We start from the raw sequence: 17,789 nt of genomic DNA on the forward strand, positions 1-17,789 counted from the left end.
CTATGTCTTCCACTACTGTTCGTCGTAAAGCCAACACATTTTATGTAATTTTGATTGCTGGTGCCGCTGCCCTCGGCGGGTTTTTATTCGGTTTTGACACTGCTGTAATCAACGGCGCGGTTTTATCTTTAGCAAAAGCTTTTAATACCAGTAGTTGGGTAACAGGACTAGCAGTGTCCCTAGCGTTACTGGGTTCTGCGGTAGGAGCCTTCTTTGCCGGACAGATTGCAGACCGTTATGGTAGAGTCAACGCAATGGTCGTCGCTTCGGCGTTGTTTACTATCAGTGCCATTGGCTCTGGGTTTGCCTTCACTATCTGGGATTTTATCTTTTGGCGATTATTGGGTGGGATTGGCATCGGCGTTGCTAGCGTTATCGCGCCAGCTTACATCGCCGAATGTTCTCCCACCCATTTGCGAGGAAGGTTAGGATCTCTGCAACAATTAGCGATCGTAGTGGGAATTTTCGTCGCCTTATTGAGCGACTACTTTATCGCTGTGTCAGCAGGTTCAGCAGACTCGCCGTTTTTGTTTGGGGTTGCAGCTTGGCGCTGGATGTTTTGGACAGCAGTCCCACCAGCAGTATTCTATGGGATGGTAGCTTTGACAATTCCTGAATCCCCCCGTTATTTAGTTGCTAAAGGACGAGAACCAGAAGCTGCTAACGTTCTGACCAAGATTTTAGGGGGTGACGTACTGCCAAAAATCGAAGAAATTCGGCAGACAGTGCTTCGCGAACGCCAACCTAGCTTTTCTGACCTCTTAAGCAGAAGTGGCGGACTCCTCCCCATTGTTTGGATAGGAATAGGCTTATCTGTATTACAGCAATTTGTTGGGATTAATGTAATCTTCTATTACAGCAGCGTTTTGTGGCGTGCAGTCGGGTTTTCAGAACAAAGTTCCCTAAGCATCACGGTGATTACAGGAGCTGTCAACATTATTACAACACTGATTGCGATCGCCTTTGTGGATAAATTTGGCCGCAAACCCTTACTTATAATCGGGTCAATCGGCATGACCATTACCTTGGGGACGATGGCTTATCTTTTTGGCAATGCTCCCCTCGATGCTGCTGGGAACCCCAATCTTACCGGAAGCGCCGGGACTATAGCTCTGATTGCAGCCAACCTCTATGTGTTTTGCTTCGGTTTCTCCTGGGGGCCAGTGGTTTGGGTGCTGTTGGGAGAAATGTTTAATAACAAAATTCGAGCCGCCGCACTTTCGATTGCTGCTGCGATGCAATGGGTTGCCAATTTCCTCATTTCCACAACATTTCCTCCTATACTGCAATATTTCGGTCTAGGTTCTGCCTATGGACTTTATACAATTGCAGCAGCTACCTCATTCTTTTTCATTCTCTTTTTTATTAAAGAAACCAAAGGAATTGAGTTGGAAGATATGTAATTGGCATCCATCTAGTACCACTGTGCGTAATTCATAATTCGGATCTCTGTGTCCTCTGCGCCTCTGCGGTCTGTTAAAAATGACTTGGACAACATAGTTTTAGCCTTATACAGATTACCTGTGAGGTTCCATAGAACAAGGGGCTTAAACCCCTTGTCTAGCCAAGCCTGATTTTGTCCAGTTTCACAAAGAATTGGCTTGAAATTAGATGGGGTTGAAAACAACAGATAAATTCCAACCTCCAGCAATAACTGCCTTCTTCACAACTGATGACTGCAAAGTAATTGAAAAATATGCAGCAGCGTGTTTAGAAACGCAGTATTTTCCTAATTAGCCTAATGAATCTGTATTCCCATCTGTGATACTACATCCCGGAGAAAATATCAGACAACAACTAAATACAAACTCTCGCTTCAGTAAATCACTAAAAAGATGGAAACTATCAATACGGCTCTTTGTTCTTATGGTTTGTCCGGCATGGTATTTCATGCGCCGTTTATTGATTTGCATCCCGGATTTAAATTAGTTGGTTCTTGGGAAAGAAGCAAAAAGCTGATACAGCAACATTATCCTGGAGTAAAAAGCTATCCTTCTTTGGAAGCATTGTTAGCAGATGATCAAGTAATATTAGTGGTAGTAAATACACCCACTTATACTCATTACGATTATACTAAACAGGCTTTGCTTGCAGATAAACATGTAGTGGTAGAAAAAGCATTTACCACAACGGTGGCAGAAGCAGAAAACCTGAAAGAATTGGCACACAAACAGGGAAAGAAATTATCTGTATATCAAAATCGCAGATGGGATAGTGATTTTAAAACAGTTAAAAAAATTGTAGAGTCAGGCTTGCTAGGTGATATTATTGAAGCAGAATTTCAATTTCAAAAATATAAACCAACCCTCAGCCATAAACAACACGTAGAAGTTCCAAGTCCGGGGGCAGGAACATTAAACAATTTAGGCCCACACTTAATAGACCAGGCTTTGCATTTATTTGGGATGCCTGATGCTATTTTTGCAGACATCCGCATAACCAGGCAGCGATCGCAGGTAGATGATTATTTTGAATTGATATTATACTACGACAAACTGCGTGTCAAATTAAAAGCAAGTTTTCTTGTGCGTGAGCCTGCACCTGCCTATATCATACATGGCACTAAGGGTTCTTTTCTTAAAAGCAGAGCCGATAAACAAGAAGAGTATTTAGTAGCGGGTATGAAGCCTAACACACTTAATTGGTATACAGAACATAAAAGTGAATATGGCTTGCTTCATACAGAAAAAGGCACAAAAGTAATTCGGGAAAAAGTAATAAGTTCACAGAGTAGTTATTTAGGTTATTACGATGCTGTGTTCAAATCAATTGTTGATAATCAGCCAATTGCTGTTACTGCCGAAGACGGAATTAATGTAATGCGGATTATAGAAGGGGCTATTAAAAGCAGCAATGAGCAAAAAGTCATAGCGTTGCTTTAAAGAACCTAAAACTTAAACTCAAAATATGTAACTTTCATCTTGGTTAACTTATAACCTGGAAGCTTTCGTTCGAGTGTAATCTCTTTCGTTACAAAGTTTCAACCATTTTCAAGTAATAAGTCAATGATCAAAATTCTTGTTCATAGCTTTTTTATCCTATTTTTTGCAATTCCAGCCGTTTGGGCAGCACCTCCAGAAGATAATTCTAATGCAGCAGATGCTAATAGGAATTTGGAGGGACAAGTCAATTCTGTTTCCCAGTTTTCTGATATTAAACCGAGTGATTGGGCATTCCAGGCATTGCAATCACTGGTTGAACGTTATGGTTGTATTGCAGGTTATCCTGACGCAACCTATCGTGGCAACCGTGCTTTGAGCCGTTACGAGTTTGCAGCTGGTTTAAATGCCTGTTTAGATCGGGTGAATGAATTAATTGCTGCGGGTACCAATGATTTAGTCAAGAAAGAAGATTTGGTAGTGCTGCAAAAATTGCAAACAGAGTTTGCGGCAGAATTGACAACTCTCCGTGGGCGGGTGGATACGCTGGAGGCACATACAGCAACGCTGGAGAAACAGCAATTTTCTACCACTACTAAGCTGAATGCTCAAATTATTACCGCCGTTAGTGATACTTTTGGTAATAGGGTGGGTGGTAATCGCGATGAATCCCGTATCTACTTCGCAAACCGAGGTCGTCTCAACTTTGAGAGTAGCTTCACCGGCAAAGATTTATTGCGAGTCCGGTTAGAGTTTGGCAACTTTGCTAATTCCAATGGTGCAAGCCAAATTGCCGCAGCCACAGGCACTGGAATGACACGCCTGAACTTTGACAGCGACAGCAACGATACACTTTTTGTTCCCCACATCCGTTACTACTTCCAAGTCAGTGATTCTCTTAACTTTGTTGTTGGGCCTACAGGCATTGGTTACACTGACATTTCAACCACCGTCACTCCCGCCACAATCGCTGACGACGGCAATGGGGTTCCCTCACTATTTGGATCGTACAGTCCCTTATTCCGGCGAGGTGGCGGCGGTGCAGCCGCTAACTGGAACATTAGCAAAGACTTCGTTCTCACATTGGGCTATTTAGCAAGCAGTCCCAATGTCCCATCGGCTAGCAGCGGGTTATTTGATGGCGGCTACAATGCCCTGGCGCACTTAGCCTATTATGGTAAGCAAGGAGCGATCGGTGTTGCCTACTCTCATGGCTATAGCCCTGGTGGAGTAGTTGATATCGCAGCTGGGACGGGTAGCGCCCTGTCAAACGCTCCCTTTGGCAACAACATTGCTACTTCCAACAACATTGTAGGCGCACAGGGATTCTATCGCTTCTCCCCGAATTTCCAAATCCACGGTTGGGGTGGATATATTTGGGCAAATGCCAAGAACTCTGGTTTGAGTGATATTTCCAATGGTAGGGGTGGAACAGATTCTCTGTTTGTGAACAATGGTGACAATGCCAATGTCTGGTTTGGGGCGATTGGTATGTCGTTTCCCGATGTGGGGGGTAAGGGTAACTTGCCGGGAATTCTCTTTGGTATACCACCGCGTGTCTCTAACAGTGATGTCCGTGAAGACCGAGACAACGCTTATCATATCGAAGCATTCTATCGCTACCGACTGAACGATAATATCTCAGTGACTCCTGGTTTTTGGGTGATTCTCAACCCGGAAAACGATAGCAGAAATGATACCCAATATGTGGGTGTGATTCGCACAACCTTCGATTTTTAACTGAATGTGAGCGGTTTGCTTGATTAACAGAGTGCTGATTTGAAAAATCACATCTGTCGTAGGGGCACAGCATTGCTGTGCCCCAAAAGTGCAGTTTACTATCAAAGAATGATTAATAAAAGCCTGAAACGACCTATGCATGGTAAATGCATACCAAGATTAATTTGTACAGTGTGTAAGTCCTAACTTTATACAAAAATTTTCTGATAGTACAGATGCATTTACCTACTTTCATGGTATTTCCAGCTTTCATTTAGCAGTATAAGTACATAGGCCACTGTATTTTTTATATAAAGAAGCCTTCAAAATAGTAGTAATTTTTTGCTCATCCTAGTACCTTGTAAATACTGAAGTACCAAAGATTGTTTCCCAGCTACGACTTCTTGCTAGCCTATTTTCTGGCAGGAGTTAAAAGCAAACTTTCAATGTTGGGTGCAAGATTTAGAATTTCAAAAATTGTAGTAACTCGCACATTAACCTACCGAAAATATTTTATGAAGACAGGGTACAAATTAGCACTTGCAACCGCTAGCATTGCTTTGGGTTTTGGTGTAATCCAAGCTAAACCAGCAGAAGCTGCCACACTTTACATCTATGCTGCTGCCAGCTTGACCGACACCCTACCCCAGGTTGAGGCACTTTACAAGCAAAGCAACCCCGACGTCACCTTTGTGAATACCTTTGGGGCTTCTGGTACTCTCGCTAATCAAATCCTAATGGGAACAAATCCAAATCCAGTAGATATCTTCTTCTCAGTATCGCAAGCACCGTTAGATAATCTGCAAGCTGCCAACAAACTAATACCAGAAACCAGGAAAAATGTACTAAACAACACCTTGGCTGTAATCGCGCCGATAAATTCAACCATATCTATATCAAGCGTTCAAGACCTATTACAGCTGCGTCAAGTGGCTATTGGTAATCCTGCATTTGTTCCAGCAGGAGGATTCGCCCAGCAATTATTTACCAATTCCGGGATATCGCAGCAAATCCAACCCAAACTTGTCTTCGGCTCGGATGTGCGTGATGTACTAAATAAAGTGTCAAGCGACACTAATGATAGTATAGATGCGGGGATTGTTTACACCACAGACGCTTTAACATTACCTAACAAAGTAAAAATTGTATACACTCCGCCTATCAACCTTTACTCTCCGATTGTTTATGGCTCTGCTGTACTCAGACAAACTCAAAACATAGACGCAGCTACGGACTTCAACTCCTTTCTGGCCAGCTCTCAAGCGTCACCCGTGTTTCAGGCATCTGGATTCTCTACTATCCCCGAACCCATGACTACTGGTGGCTCAATAGCAGTAGGTATAGTCGGCCTGATGATGAAGCGAAAGGTAACGGCAAAAACCAAAGCCAAAGCTAAAGCAGCAGTGGATTAAAGGTTTTTGGCTGTATTCTCAATCAAAATTGAACTCACAACTGCAAATAGGAATCAACCCAGGTATAATCTTGACTTTTCACGGGATGTGGAAAGTCAGATTATGCTAAATCAATAGTTGCAATTCATTATCCCGGAATATTGGATTGTAGATTACGGTGCACTGGCAGGCGATTTATCGGCAATCCTAAACAGCCCACACTATGGATTTATTGGCTAGTTGAGGGTGAGTACCAATTAAGCCTGTTTCGTGGAAGCGATCGCTTCTAGCGGATGGGCTGCGATCGCAGTTCCAATTCCAGATTTTGAAGATCCCCCCTTAAAAAAGGCTTGCTGATGAATTTCTTTTACCCCCAATTTATCGGGGGTCGCCGCAGGCGGGGGGATCTTAACCGAACCGTATTAGATATACGGCAATCTGAAATTTACACAACAGGAGAAATATATGAGTCAACATTTCGTCCTCATTCATGGTGCATGGCATGGCGGTTGGTGTTGGGACGGCGTGATTCGATAACTCGAAAATGCAGGTCACACGGCGGTTGCTCCAACGCTCCCTAGAAACAATCCTGATGATAACTTGGCATCGGTAACGTTTGCTGACTACCTAGACGCGATCGCATAGTGTGCTAGCAACTCAGAGAGCATTCGGGAAATGGTTAATTTTTACAAGCCGATGCATTAGCATTGTCAGTCGATGCATTGGCATTACAAGCCGATACATTGGCATTGTAAGTTGATGCAATGCTATTGTAAGCCGATACATTGGCATTGTCAGTCGATACATTGGCATTGTCAGTCGATGCATTGGCATTGTCAGTCGATGCATTAGCATTGTCAATCGATGCATTAATATTGCAGGTCGATACATTGGCTGTGAGATCCTAAAAATGGCTTAGTATTTGTGTACAATTACATCCTGCTCATGGAAAACTCTACTTACCTGCTAATGTTAAATTAGCTTTGCTTTTAGAGTCAGGTGCTATTAAGCCATTTGAAGCCCAATATCAAAGGTTGCTGCGTAGCCAAGGTTTGTCTTAGTAAGCTTGAGCAACATTTGTTCGCCACCATTTTGAAAAATTCCGTCTCCAGCGTTCTTCAACTTGCCTTGTCCCTTGCTGACGTATGGTGTTTGGGTGTGTACTCGATCCGTGATCGAGTCATCAAAATATAGCTGCGACGTAAACTCATGACTCTGGGCTGATGCCGCATCTGTGCGAACCTTAAAGTGGATATGAACGGTTCTGCCTTGATACCAACCAGGATAATTAGTTGTGAACTGGACAGTTCCATTCGCGTCCGTCACTTGATAACCGCGCAGGAACTTTTTGCCGACAGTACTAAAACCTGGGTCTGTCACGTCCGAATAAACGCCTAGCGCATCACAGTGCCAAATATCCACAATCGCATCTGCGTGTGGCGTACAACCAGTATTGCCAATCTGCAAAACCCGCAGCGTCAGTTGGAGTGGTACGCCGTCTTTCACTGAACCGTCCCCCGGATCGGAACGGATGTCGGAGCGGTTGAGCTTTTCGTCCACGAAATAGGGCCCTTCGGTCTGCTCTGGAGTCACCACACATGCAGGCAATGTACCATTGGCTGAAGATGATGCTGGGACGGCTACACTCGATTTTACTTCTGTGGATCTAGACTTTATAGGTATGCATCCAACTACAAGTATTCCGGCTCCAACTGTTTTAAATAGAGCAAGTACCTTTCTTCGACTCAGAATGGCACTTATTTGACAATCATCTTTTTTCATACTGTGTTCACCATGCTTTTTTCAAGGTGATATTAAATACTTTCCCAGGAGTTCTAATCACTAAGAAACGTGGATTAAATAACCCGCCACTCTTCTAAGATACAAGAGTGCGTTACGGCAAGCTTAAGAATAAAATAGGACTTACGCAAAATATCTCTCAAACTCTCATTTCTCTGTGACCTCTGCGCCTCTGTGGTTCGATTTTCCGTTAGCTGTGCGTAAGTCCTGTAAAAAATCAAACCGCAAGCGTCCCAACCGGAAAAAGTCAGTTGCGATGGCTCAAGCGCCCGCAAGTTAATTAACACAACAGCGATCGCTGATTTTTCTCTAAGCTTGACTTTATCCATTTTTTCCCAACAGGCTCACTATCGCTAAAAGCTTTGTGAGACAGAAGTTTTACTTTTTTAACTTCATCGATAATCTGTGACGTGGAAAAAGTTTTTGCCGAAAAGCCAAGGTTTTGGCCGGATAAAGAAAACCGAGTTCTTAATTTTGGATGAAGTCGAGCTAAACGCGAGGGTCCATGTCCAAAATCTGTGAACTGTTTAATTCGATCCCTGATTTTCAGGGAAAAAATCTTTACTCAAAATTCAATCTATCAAAATAGTGAATTCGTCTAACCACTTATGACGCAAAAACCTCTATCTAAGGAAGGATATGGCTAATAAACTAAATGAAGTAGAAATAGGATACTAAATCAGATGAAAATTGTATTCTATGAAACTGAATTATTTCACAAAACAGCTTTCCACAGTAAAACGCTGGATGGCTACAACACTGTTTTGTATGTTAGCGATCACTTTCGTTTGGCAAGGGGCATTTTTCTCAAACACCTCAGCAATGGCTGCTCCTACTGCAACCTTGATTGCATCATCAGACGCAGGCGATAAAGTTCAAGAAAAAACCAGTAAAGATGCTGGACGAGCCAAAAATTTCATCGATGATACGGCAGATAAAGTTAAGGAAGCTGCAAAGAGCAATGCCAGTAAAGTTGATCAAGCAACAGACAATGGTAGTTCTGTAGAGCGCAAAGCCAAGAAAGATGCAGCTACAATTCAGAAAAGAGCAGACGAAGATGCATCTCGCACTAAAGAAGCAGTAGACAACACAAAGAATGTTGTTGAACGCGCTGTTGAAAACATCAAGGATGCTTTTGGTAAATAAAGAATAGATATAGCAATCCTATTTGATTTAATTCAAATCGAAAGGCTTAGATTCCCGACTTATTAGATAAGTCGGGAATATCGTTGTTTACAAATAATTTAGGAAAGTTTAAGGTTACGTAAATATTATTACAGCAATTTTCAAGTAATTAAACCATAGGGTAGGAGCAACAGCTAGCTGCACGCCCCTAAAGGCAATTGTGGTTGAAACTATAATGAAGAAGGCTGTAAGCAACAAGTCTATCAAGAGACGCGCACCATGTTATTTGCTAGTTATGCAAGAAGTCAAATAAAATTTTATAATTAATTTAGGAAGATTATTTTACTAAGCAAATACTGAATTTAGCTAAAATAATTTTGTATTTTTACATACATATTTGTTGTGCTTATATGAACTAGCGATAACTTCGTTAAGCTTCGCTAACGCTAATATAATTAGCTGCTGTTACCGAAGAAGAGAAAAAATAATTGTTAAAATTTTACCAGCAATTATGCTGAATATATAGTTAAAAATGAGATATTTAACTTTATTTTGTACTAGCTTGAAATCTCAAAGTGAATGTTCTACTTAAGGAATTTCCACAAACGGCTCCTGAACAACTTAGTTTTCTATACGAATTCCAAAGTTATTTTCAGTAGCATTACTTATTGACAAATGTGCTAGAGATTTAGCTAATTGCAACCTTATTTTGACGAATTGTTAATGGGTCACAAATTTTTCACCATTATCAATTACGAAGTTATACTTTCCACTACAACTTAGTAACAATATAAGAGTCTGATTATGTAGATAACCCGACCGTGGGAAAATCAAAATACCGAAAACCTAAATTTAGAGAGGAAAACCCTATAATATGCATCTGAGCGAAATCACCCATCCTAATCAGTTGCACGGTTTATCTGTTCGCCAACTGCAACAGATTGCCCGTCAGATTCGAGATAAGCATCTCCAAACCGTAGCAGTTAATGGTGGACACTTGGGGCCAGGGTTGGGTGTTGTAGAATTAACACTAGGACTTTACCAGACACTGGACTTAGATCGGGATAAAGTGATTTGGGATGTAGGACATCAGGCTTATCCCCACAAACTGCTTACAGGACGCTACGATCGCTTCCACACCCTTAGACAAAAAGACGGAGTTGCGGGTTATCTCAAACGCTGTGAAAACAAGTTTGACCACTTTGGGGCTGGACATGCTTCTACAAGTATTTCAGCAGCATTGGGCATGGCTTTAGCGCGAGACTTGAAAGGGGAAAAATTTAAAGCCGTTGCTGTTATTGGCGATGGGGCGCTGACTGGGGGTATGGCTTTAGAAGCGATCAACCATGCCGGACACTTGCCGAAAACTAACCTGTTGGTTGTTCTCAACGACAACGACATGTCTATATCTCCCAACGTCGGCGCGATTCCCCGCTATCTGAACAAAATGCGCCTCAGCCAACCGGTGCAATTTATTAAAGATAATCTTGAGGAACAGTTTAAGCAAATTCCCTTTGTTGGCGAATCCCTGTCTCCGGAACTCGGACGCATCAAAGAAGGTATGAAACGCTTGGCTGTTCCCAAGGTAGGTGCAGTTTTTGAAGAACTCGGCTTTACCTATATTGGACCAGTGGATGGGCATAATCTAGAAGAATTGATTGCCACTTTCCAACAGGCACATCAGATACCGGGCCCAGTTTTGGTACATGTAGCAACAGTTAAGGGCAAAGGCTATGAAATTGCCGAACTAGATCAAGTTGGCTACCACGCCCAAAGCCCCTTCACCGTAGCAACTGGCAAAGCCATTCCTTCCAGTAAACCCAAACCCCCGGCTTATGCCAAAGTCTTTTCTCACACTCTGGTGAAACTTGCCGAACAAAACCCCAAAATCATTGGGATTACTGCGGCTATGGCAACGGGGACAGGTTTAGATAAACTTCAAGCAAAACTACCCAATCAATATATTGATGTCGGGATTGCTGAACAACACGCTATTACTCTAGCTGCGGGACTAGCAACCGAAGGGATGCGCCCCATCGCCGCCATTTATTCTACCTTCCTGCAACGCGCCTATGACCAGATAATTCACGATGTCTGCATCCAAAACCTTCCAGTCTTTTTCTGCTTAGATAGGGCAGGAATTGTCGGATCTGATGGCCCCACCCACCAGGGTATGTATGATATCGCTTATCTGCGTTGCATTCCCAACATGGTAATGATGGCACCTAAAGACGAAGCAGAACTCCAACGTATGGTAGTTACTGGTGTTAACCATACTAGTGGCCCGATCGCTATGCGCTACCCTCGTGGCAATGGCTATGGTGTCCCCCTGATGGAGGAAGGTTGGGAACCGTTGGAAATTGGTAAAGGCGAAATTCTCCGCACTGGGGATGACGTGTTAATCGTCGGCTATGGCACAATGGTTTATCCAGGAATGCAAGCTGCTGAAATTCTCAGTGAACACGGCATTGAAGCAACTGTAATCAATGCCCGTTTCGTTAAACCCTTGGATACCGAGTTGATTTTGCCTTTGGCTAAGAAAATTGGGCGCGTCATCACCTTGGAGGAAGGCTGTGTGATGGGTGGCTTTGGTTCTGCGATCGCTGAAGCTTTACTAGATGCAGATATTCTAGTTCCTGTCAAGCGATTCGGTGTGCCAGATGTGTTAGTAGATCATGCTGAACCCAATGAATCTAAGACAGAATTAGGTTTAACTAGTCATCAAATAGCAGAGAGAGTGTTGCAAGCTTTCTTTAAGCAGCAAGTATCTGCTGTTGTTTAGTTAATTCTTTGTAGAATGAATCGCCCACACTTGTGACTCAGGTGTGGGCGATCGCTTATGAAAACGGCAAGTCTAATATTAGTAGATTGTGAAAAATTTATAATTAATAATTCGTGTGAAAAGTCAGACAGTTGGTTCCTGGTATTTAACTCCTCGTTTTTCGTGACGGTTATCAGCAACGATATGATAAACAATGCTGCGTAATCGATTGATTGCACCAACCGGACGATGCACTGCTAAACCATTCCCAGGAGAAAAACTGAGATTTTCCCCAAAGTCACTTTCTTTAGGAGAATTAACCTTTTGATGCTTAACTGTTAGGCGGCCAACTGTAAAGAAGGGTGATTCTTTTTCATTCCAAACAATGGTGGTATCATCAATAGACATTTCTGGGCTAGTTTGAAATTGAATTTGAAAGTCCCAACAATATTCAGCATCAGGCTTTGCTAAAGCTTGAATGATATCCTCTCGGTAGTAATTGTCCTCTGAACCTGAAGCTTTGGCACGCTGAAGCTCACTTTCTGATCTGGACTCCAGAGGAAGTTGTTGATGAGGTGGTTGACTGGAAACTGGAGTAAATCCATATTTAATCACAACCGGATATTCCACAGGAACTCGACCTGGTTGTGATGGGTCAAAATCAGATTTTAGTCCCAAAGAATATGCTGAAGCACTCCAATAGCGTTCTGTGAGCAAACTCTTGGGAAACCGTTTAAAACTGTTTTTTAGAAGTGTAGCTTCGTAGGGATGCGACTTTAGCCATAAAAGCACCAACAGCTTAAAAAGCGGAAACAGCCCTGCTCGATAAACCGTCAAGAAAAAGCTATGGAAGTCTTTGATGGTTCTAACAAAAAAGAATTCGGTATTGTGGGTAATAATATCTTGGGTTTTTAGCTCGTGACTTTGTGGTAGTCGTTCTCCTTCTACCCCGATCACTTTTACGGACATCGAGCGCGTATCTCCTTCATAATCATTCTTTACTGAAAACGCGCCATTTGCAAATCGTAGCCACACTGGATATTGTTTCGGTTTTGCAAATAAACCTTGTTTTAAGGAAATGGCTTGAAGTTGAGCTTCAGTTAATGAGGTGCGTTTGCTCAATTCCTGCTTAATTGCTGCTTCATCAAAGTCAAAGATTTCTAGAGTTCCTTGTACAGCAGCGTTGGTTTTAGAGTGGGTATCTCTCTTTGCAGTTTCTTTCTTCTCACCTCCGTAAAGATTATCCATGTTCTTTTTGACTAGCTCACTCATGCGATCGCAATATTTGGCTTCGTCTTTTTCTGGATATTCGGTAAATAGTTTCATTTTTTTAAAGGTAGGATTAATTAGAAAATACTTTATGTGTCTTTAACAAGTAGGGTGTGTTTTATTATTCGTAACACACCCAAATTCATTAGTTAATCAGGCAGGTTGCCAATCTTCGCGATAAAAAGAAATTCTATAGTTTTTACCTTGAGGAATATTGCGATGCACCACTTGGGAGAGGGTTTTTGTATTCTGTATTTCCTCCCAACCTACTGGTGAAAAAGTTTCTGGATTAAAGACATTTTCCGCTAGTAGAGGATTGGTGAACGCTTGAGAAAAAGCATCAATTCCTATTAATCGTCCGACTAAAGGTGGTAAGGCTGAATTTGGACGCAAATCTTCTGCATAGAGTCCGACATACAGCTCAATATTATCTACATGACCGTACAATCGTTGTAGTTCTTTTTGAACTTTTTCATTACTACTAATCTGATCGAAGTCGGTGACGCGGGGATAGCTGCATAAGTCACGGTAGTCGTTATAGCTTCTTAATTTTGCCGTCCGACCTAAATGAATACTAGCTATTTCGGTGGGAATTAGAAATTCAGGTGTGTTGAATAAACTCAGTTGCGCTGCGGGTTGGGAACAGCTTTCCTCAAAGATGGCTCCTAATCCCTTGTTGATAATCATGTCGTTGTTCCACATCGAGGCAGGCATGGGAAGCTTTTGTCCGTTATACATTAAAGTATCGGGTAGCATACTATGCCAACGATAAACTAAACTAAATTCCACTGACATCCAATTATGGCGATACCACTTTTCATTAGTGAACGCGGGGGGATCGGTGAAAAATTGAAAGTGATAGGGAGTTATGTGGTTGATGTAATCTTCTAAAACAATCTTGAGAAATTCAGCCATGACAATATTTCTTGCCGTTTGGAAAAGGCGTTCATCGTCCCAAGTTGGATAATTTTTTGTCAAGAGATCGCACACGCGATTATGTTCCCTTAAGGAAAGAACATTCAGCATGACATAGCCGATTTGTACGTTTGCTCGTTCTACTTCCAACCCCATCGCAAACAACTTCTGTTTCTTTTCTGGAGGGAACGTTTCTGCTCTTGGGGTGGACTCGTCGGTGTAAAGATGCGGCAACCCTCTAAATTCTTCTTTTGGTTTTCCATCTTCGTCATAATAAAAGGGAGGATATTCTTCCCCATTAATAATTTGGCTTTTTAGCTTACCGCCTTTATATGATCGCAGCAAATGTGTAATCTTTGGATTTAACCCATAGACATTGCACATATCGATATGGTGGTTAGAACTATTTCTGCGTGGTTCGTGGCGGTCGGTTCTCAGAAAGCTATCTGTAAACCATTGAACAAAATAGGGGAAAATTAGAGAGGATTTGGGCGAGTATTTCGTCTCCCCAGTTTTGCGATACAAAATCTCCAAATCTTGAATCGGCGGCAGATTTTTCTCAAACTTTTCAGCAGGCGTTAAATTAATGCCGATATAGTTTTCATTGGTCAAGGATTTCCAATCTAGCGGTGGTAGTTGGAGTCCCGAATATGTTCGATCAATCAACGAATCCCAGGATGTATAGGGAGACATTGTACTAAACGGATATGGACGAGTCGGAATTTTTAAGATGGCATTGTTAGTGAGAGTTTTGTTTACTTTTCTAGCAAGACCTGGATTACTTTGAATAAAGTTCCAAATTGGTTTAAAGCCGGTTAAAACAGCCGTCTCAAGTTTGTTTTTAAACCCATCTCTTGATGTGTCTCTTTTTGCAGTCATAATTTCTCCTTTAGAATTGCTTATTTATTTAATCGTTTGCTTTTGTTTGAAAATAACGCTTATTTTTGCTTATGTTTTGGTAAGACTAAAACATTAGTAGGCACTCATTGAAACAACATTATTAAGAAATTAATTCAGTTTATCGATAATCTTTTGTAGATTCTTAGGTCGATAGTCTTTGCGGCTTTTCAAACGGTTGATCGTGCTTTCATGAATATCTTCAATGACATCGCCGACCTCACGAAACTTGATTCCAGCCAATTTAAAGAATCCAACATCGTTCTTAAAGTCACATTCATAATTGGGGTTAATGCCTGTCGGAATCACACTTGGATCTAAGTCAAGCCCCAATCTTAAGACACCGACCGAATCAATCATCCACTGTAAGGCAGCATCTGATAACCCGCTGTATTCTTCGGTTCCACCACCAACGCAACCATGCCCACCTGGAAACCACTTTTGAATCACCCGCTGCTTTTCAGCCTCAGGATGCTTTTTCATGGGAGTGACATCAAAGATTTCGCGGATTTCGTCGATCGCCACAGCGTGCAATGCATTCTCAACGCATCTATTTAAAGTAGTGTCATGGAATCTATAGCGCTTATTCAGCTGCTCGTTCAACTTGCTGAATGCGGGCATCCCAGGAATCCCAAGGGCACCAACGGTGTCAAAACAACCGATCAAGATGATAGGAACGCGCTCCCCGTACTCTTTACGGTATTCTACTGCTGTCTTATCCTTGGGTTTAATACCTCGGTTACGGTAAAGCTCGTAAGCTTCATGTGCTTTGGTGACATGGGGGCGGTCTAGAAGACCAGAGCAATAGATCATCCCCGCAAGACTTCTAACTGTGTAAGCACCGCGACTGAAGCCGAACAGATAGATTTCGTCACCAGGAACATAATTGAGACTAAGAAATCGGTAACAATCCTCTATATTTCTATCGATTCCTAGTCCGGTAGCTCCCCCTAAAATCTTTTGACTCTCGGTTCCAATGCCCGCGTCATAAAATATGATCTGTGTAATCCCGTCACTGGCGATCGGTTTCACGGATTGAGCTAACTTAACCACATTGCTTGGGTAAGGACTTATTAATTGTTGCCAGGTTCCATCACAGCAGATAACAAGACGTTTCATAGTTCTATTTCAAAGGCTTTGAGTAATTAAAAAAACAATGTTTTGGCTTTTATAACACTTTTTACTAACTAAGTAAAATCAACTTTTATGACAGCGATCGCAGCATAAAGTTAAGATAAATTAAGGCGATCGCACTAGCAGCATTACTCAAAGCCTGGGCTTCATCCTTCATCGAAGGACTAATATCATTAACCATAACTAAATCAACAGTAGTTATAGAGCTTGCTTGCTTAATCATGCTTTTTTGCTTTTGGTTAAAACTGAAGACTTTTATTTTTGAAAAGGATAATAAGTTTCAATCTAATCAAAAAATCAAAACCTAGTTTTGGATAAAATTTACTTATTTTAGTGATTTATTAAAGCACCTTCACTTTAAATAAAACAAGAACATAAATGTCATATATTTAACCTGTAATTAAAATTTTTTACATAAAAGATACATATATTTTTGTTTTTGTCAATATATAAATGTCATAAATAGCCCTTTCTAGGTGAGTAAAAATTTTAGTTAAGGAATTTCTCTTTAATCTTTTTACTATATACTATACGTATATTTTTAGTTAAATAAATCACTTAACAAAGACTAATTAAATAGAAATACTGAAATTAATTAATTTTGGTTTTTAAAATAAAATTATCAGTGTGCATTAAAGTAAAAAATATTGCTTATCTACTAATTACTATTGCTATGACACCTTCCACAAACCAGGTTTATCCCGTTATTTGGCATAATGACTCAGTGTCACTAATTGATCAAACCCGCTTACCCAACGAGTATACATTTGTAGAAATTCACCGCAGTGAAGATATGGCACGGGCGATTAAAACTATGATTGTCCGAGGTGCGCCTGCAATTGGTGTGGCTGCAGGGTATGGAATGTATCTTGGTGCAAGGGAAATTGAGACTAGCGATCGCCACGAATTTTTGCAACACTTAGATAAAGTTGCCCAGTTGTTGCGTTCTACTCGTCCAACGGCAGTAAACTTATTTTGGGCAATTAGCCGGATGATGAAAGCCGCTTACGAAACGCTGGGAACGGTGGAAGACATCAAGCAAACCCTTTTCCAAATAGCCCAAGCAATCAACGCTGAAGATTTGCAAACCTGTCAAGCGATCGGCGACAATGGTTTGGCAGTTTTGCCCACTACCCCAGAAAAGCTGACGCTACTTACCCACTGTAATGCTGGGGCGCTAGCTACTGCTGGTTATGGCACTGCCTTGGGTGTTGTGCGTTCCGCTTGGAGAGAAGGACGTTTAGAACGTTTATTTGCCGACGAAACCCGTCCCCGTTTGCAAGGTGCAAAACTCACTACTTGGGAATGCGTGCAAGAAGGTATTCCAGTCACATTAATTACTGATAATATGGCAGCCCATTGCATGAAACAGGGTTTGATTCATGCTGTAGTTGTGGGTGCTGATCGAATTGCTGCTAACGGTGACACTGCCAATAAAATTGGTACATATAGTGTAGCGATCGCAGCTAAAGCCCATAATATCCCCTTCTTTGTAGCTGCACCCCTTTCTACCGTTGATTTTGAATTAGCCGATGGCAGCAAAATTCCCATTGAGGAACGTGAACCAACAGAAATCTATCAAGTTGGTGATACTATTCTTACACCTGATGGTGTAGATTTTTACAACCCAGCTTTTGATGTGACTCCGGCTGAGTTGATTACAGCAATCATCACAGAGAATGGAGCGATCGCACCTCATAAATTAGCAAAATCACAGCTAAAGCAAGTAGTGTAAATCATTAAGGGACTTTACTAGTCAAGATAAAGATATGCCCAAAGACGGACTTTCTTTCTCTAAGCCAGAACAGGCGATCATTTATAGGTGGCTTAAAGATAATAAACCTCTCTAAGAATGAGCCTGAAACCCTTATAAAATCGTGGTTGATTCTCAGTTTCTGG

Annotated in this window: 13 protein-coding genes and 1 pseudogene; 8 read left to right on the top strand and 6 right to left on the bottom strand. The window is 41.7% G+C overall.

Features of this window, described 5'->3' with window-relative positions; genetic code table 11:
• The first annotated feature begins 2 nt into the window (after positions 1-2).
• The 5 genes and pseudogenes from V7K46_RS23700 to V7K46_RS23720 all read left to right on the top strand — a co-directional run.
• Positions 3-1,403 carry a sugar porter family MFS transporter gene (locus V7K46_RS23700; RefSeq protein ID WP_335117415.1) on the top strand — a complete coding sequence of 467 codons (1,401 nt, stop codon included), beginning with the start codon at positions 3-5 and terminating at the stop codon, positions 1,401-1,403.
• 432 nt (positions 1,404-1,835) lie between these two features.
• The gene (locus tag V7K46_RS23705) at positions 1,836-2,882 is read left to right on the top strand and encodes a Gfo/Idh/MocA family oxidoreductase (RefSeq protein ID WP_335117417.1); all 1,047 of its coding nucleotides are present in this window, start codon (positions 1,836-1,838) and stop codon (positions 2,880-2,882) included.
• A 123-nt stretch (positions 2,883-3,005) separates the two neighbouring features.
• Entirely contained in the window at positions 3,006-4,619 is a 1,614-nt protein-coding gene (locus V7K46_RS23710; RefSeq protein ID WP_335117419.1) for an iron uptake porin, read from the top strand.
• A gap of 494 nt (positions 4,620-5,113) precedes the next feature.
• Complete coding sequence (gene modA, locus V7K46_RS23715) at positions 5,114-6,010, top strand: molybdate ABC transporter substrate-binding protein (RefSeq protein WP_335117421.1); 897 nt, start codon at positions 5,114-5,116, stop codon at positions 6,008-6,010.
• 129 nt (positions 6,011-6,139) lie between these two features.
• A pseudogene (locus V7K46_RS23720) lies at positions 6,140-6,279 on the top strand (Uma2 family endonuclease); the annotation flags it as partial.
• A 715-nt stretch (positions 6,280-6,994) separates the two neighbouring features.
• On the opposite strand, the gene V7K46_RS23725 reads toward V7K46_RS23720, so the two are convergent.
• Together V7K46_RS23725 and V7K46_RS23730 are read right to left on the bottom strand one after the other, a co-directional pair.
• Entirely contained in the window at positions 6,995-7,771 is a 777-nt protein-coding gene (locus tag V7K46_RS23725) for an intradiol ring-cleavage dioxygenase (protein ID WP_335117423.1), read from the bottom strand.
• A 74-nt stretch (positions 7,772-7,845) separates the two neighbouring features.
• Positions 7,846-8,118, bottom strand: coding sequence for a hypothetical protein (locus V7K46_RS23730; protein ID WP_335117425.1), 273 nt, complete (start codon positions 8,116-8,118; stop codon positions 7,846-7,848).
• Positions 8,119-8,488: 370 nt separating this feature from the next.
• Here V7K46_RS23730 and V7K46_RS23735 point away from each other — a divergent pair, with 370 nt between their 5' ends.
• Together V7K46_RS23735 and dxs are read left to right on the top strand one after the other, a co-directional pair.
• Positions 8,489-8,935 carry a hypothetical protein gene (locus tag V7K46_RS23735; protein ID WP_335117428.1) on the top strand — a complete coding sequence of 149 codons (447 nt, stop codon included), beginning with the start codon at positions 8,489-8,491 and terminating at the stop codon, positions 8,933-8,935.
• Between the two features lie 853 nt (positions 8,936-9,788).
• Complete coding sequence (dxs, locus tag V7K46_RS23740) at positions 9,789-11,696, top strand: 1-deoxy-D-xylulose-5-phosphate synthase (protein WP_335117430.1); 1,908 nt, start codon at positions 9,789-9,791, stop codon at positions 11,694-11,696.
• Between the two features lie 123 nt (positions 11,697-11,819).
• Here dxs and V7K46_RS23745 read toward each other — a convergent pair whose 3' ends face one another.
• From V7K46_RS23745 to V7K46_RS23760, 4 genes are all read right to left on the bottom strand, one after another.
• Positions 11,820-13,001, bottom strand: a complete 1,182-nt coding sequence (locus V7K46_RS23745; RefSeq protein ID WP_335117431.1) for a catalase — start codon at positions 12,999-13,001, stop codon at positions 11,820-11,822.
• A gap of 96 nt (positions 13,002-13,097) precedes the next feature.
• Positions 13,098-14,738: a peroxidase family protein gene (locus tag V7K46_RS23750; RefSeq protein WP_335117433.1), complete on the bottom strand. Its 1,641-nt coding sequence runs from the start codon at positions 14,736-14,738 to the stop codon at positions 13,098-13,100.
• A 129-nt stretch (positions 14,739-14,867) separates the two neighbouring features.
• Positions 14,868-15,875 (bottom strand): DUF2235 domain-containing protein, encoded by a 1,008-nt coding sequence (locus V7K46_RS23755; RefSeq protein WP_335117435.1) that lies wholly within the window; start codon positions 15,873-15,875, stop codon positions 14,868-14,870.
• A gap of 85 nt (positions 15,876-15,960) precedes the next feature.
• Complete coding sequence (locus V7K46_RS23760; protein ID WP_335117437.1) at positions 15,961-16,113, bottom strand: hypothetical protein; 153 nt, start codon at positions 16,111-16,113, stop codon at positions 15,961-15,963.
• Between the two features lie 450 nt (positions 16,114-16,563).
• On the opposite strand from V7K46_RS23760, the gene mtnA reads away from it, so the two are divergent.
• Positions 16,564-17,625: an S-methyl-5-thioribose-1-phosphate isomerase gene (gene mtnA, locus V7K46_RS23765; protein WP_335117439.1), complete on the top strand. Its 1,062-nt coding sequence runs from the start codon at positions 16,564-16,566 to the stop codon at positions 17,623-17,625.
• Positions 17,626-17,789 lie beyond the last annotated feature (164 nt).

The sequence above is a fragment of the Nostoc sp. genome (genome assembly GCF_036917395.1).
GTDB lineage: Bacteria > Cyanobacteriota > Cyanobacteriia > Cyanobacteriales > Nostocaceae > Nostoc.

Bases quoted from the DNA above. Each gene is read 5' to 3' on its own strand.
- V7K46_RS23760 (WP_335117437.1), bottom strand. From the start codon at position 16,113: ATGATTAAGCAAGCAAGCTCTATAACTACTGTTGATTTAGTTATGGTT.
- V7K46_RS23755 (WP_335117435.1), bottom strand. From the start codon at position 15,875: ATGAAACGTCTTGTTATCTGCTGTGATGGAACCTGGCAACAATTAATA.
- V7K46_RS23705 (WP_335117417.1), top strand. From the start codon at position 1,836: ATGGAAACTATCAATACGGCTCTTTGTTCTTATGGTTTGTCCGGCATG.
- V7K46_RS23710 (WP_335117419.1), top strand. From the start codon at position 3,006: ATGATCAAAATTCTTGTTCATAGCTTTTTTATCCTATTTTTTGCAATT.
- V7K46_RS23725 (WP_335117423.1), bottom strand. From the start codon at position 7,771: ATGAAAAAAGATGATTGTCAAATAAGTGCCATTCTGAGTCGAAGAAAG.
- V7K46_RS23750 (WP_335117433.1), bottom strand. From the start codon at position 14,738: ATGACTGCAAAAAGAGACACATCAAGAGATGGGTTTAAAAACAAACTT.
- V7K46_RS23730 (WP_335117425.1), bottom strand. From the start codon at position 8,118: ATGGATAAAGTCAAGCTTAGAGAAAAATCAGCGATCGCTGTTGTGTTA.
- modA (WP_335117421.1), top strand. From the start codon at position 5,114: ATGAAGACAGGGTACAAATTAGCACTTGCAACCGCTAGCATTGCTTTG.
- mtnA (WP_335117439.1), top strand. From the start codon at position 16,564: ATGACACCTTCCACAAACCAGGTTTATCCCGTTATTTGGCATAATGAC.
- V7K46_RS23745 (WP_335117431.1), bottom strand. From the start codon at position 13,001: ATGAAACTATTTACCGAATATCCAGAAAAAGACGAAGCCAAATATTGC.
- V7K46_RS23735 (WP_335117428.1), top strand. From the start codon at position 8,489: ATGAAACTGAATTATTTCACAAAACAGCTTTCCACAGTAAAACGCTGG.
- V7K46_RS23700 (WP_335117415.1), top strand. From the start codon at position 3: ATGTCTTCCACTACTGTTCGTCGTAAAGCCAACACATTTTATGTAATT.
- dxs (WP_335117430.1), top strand. From the start codon at position 9,789: ATGCATCTGAGCGAAATCACCCATCCTAATCAGTTGCACGGTTTATCT.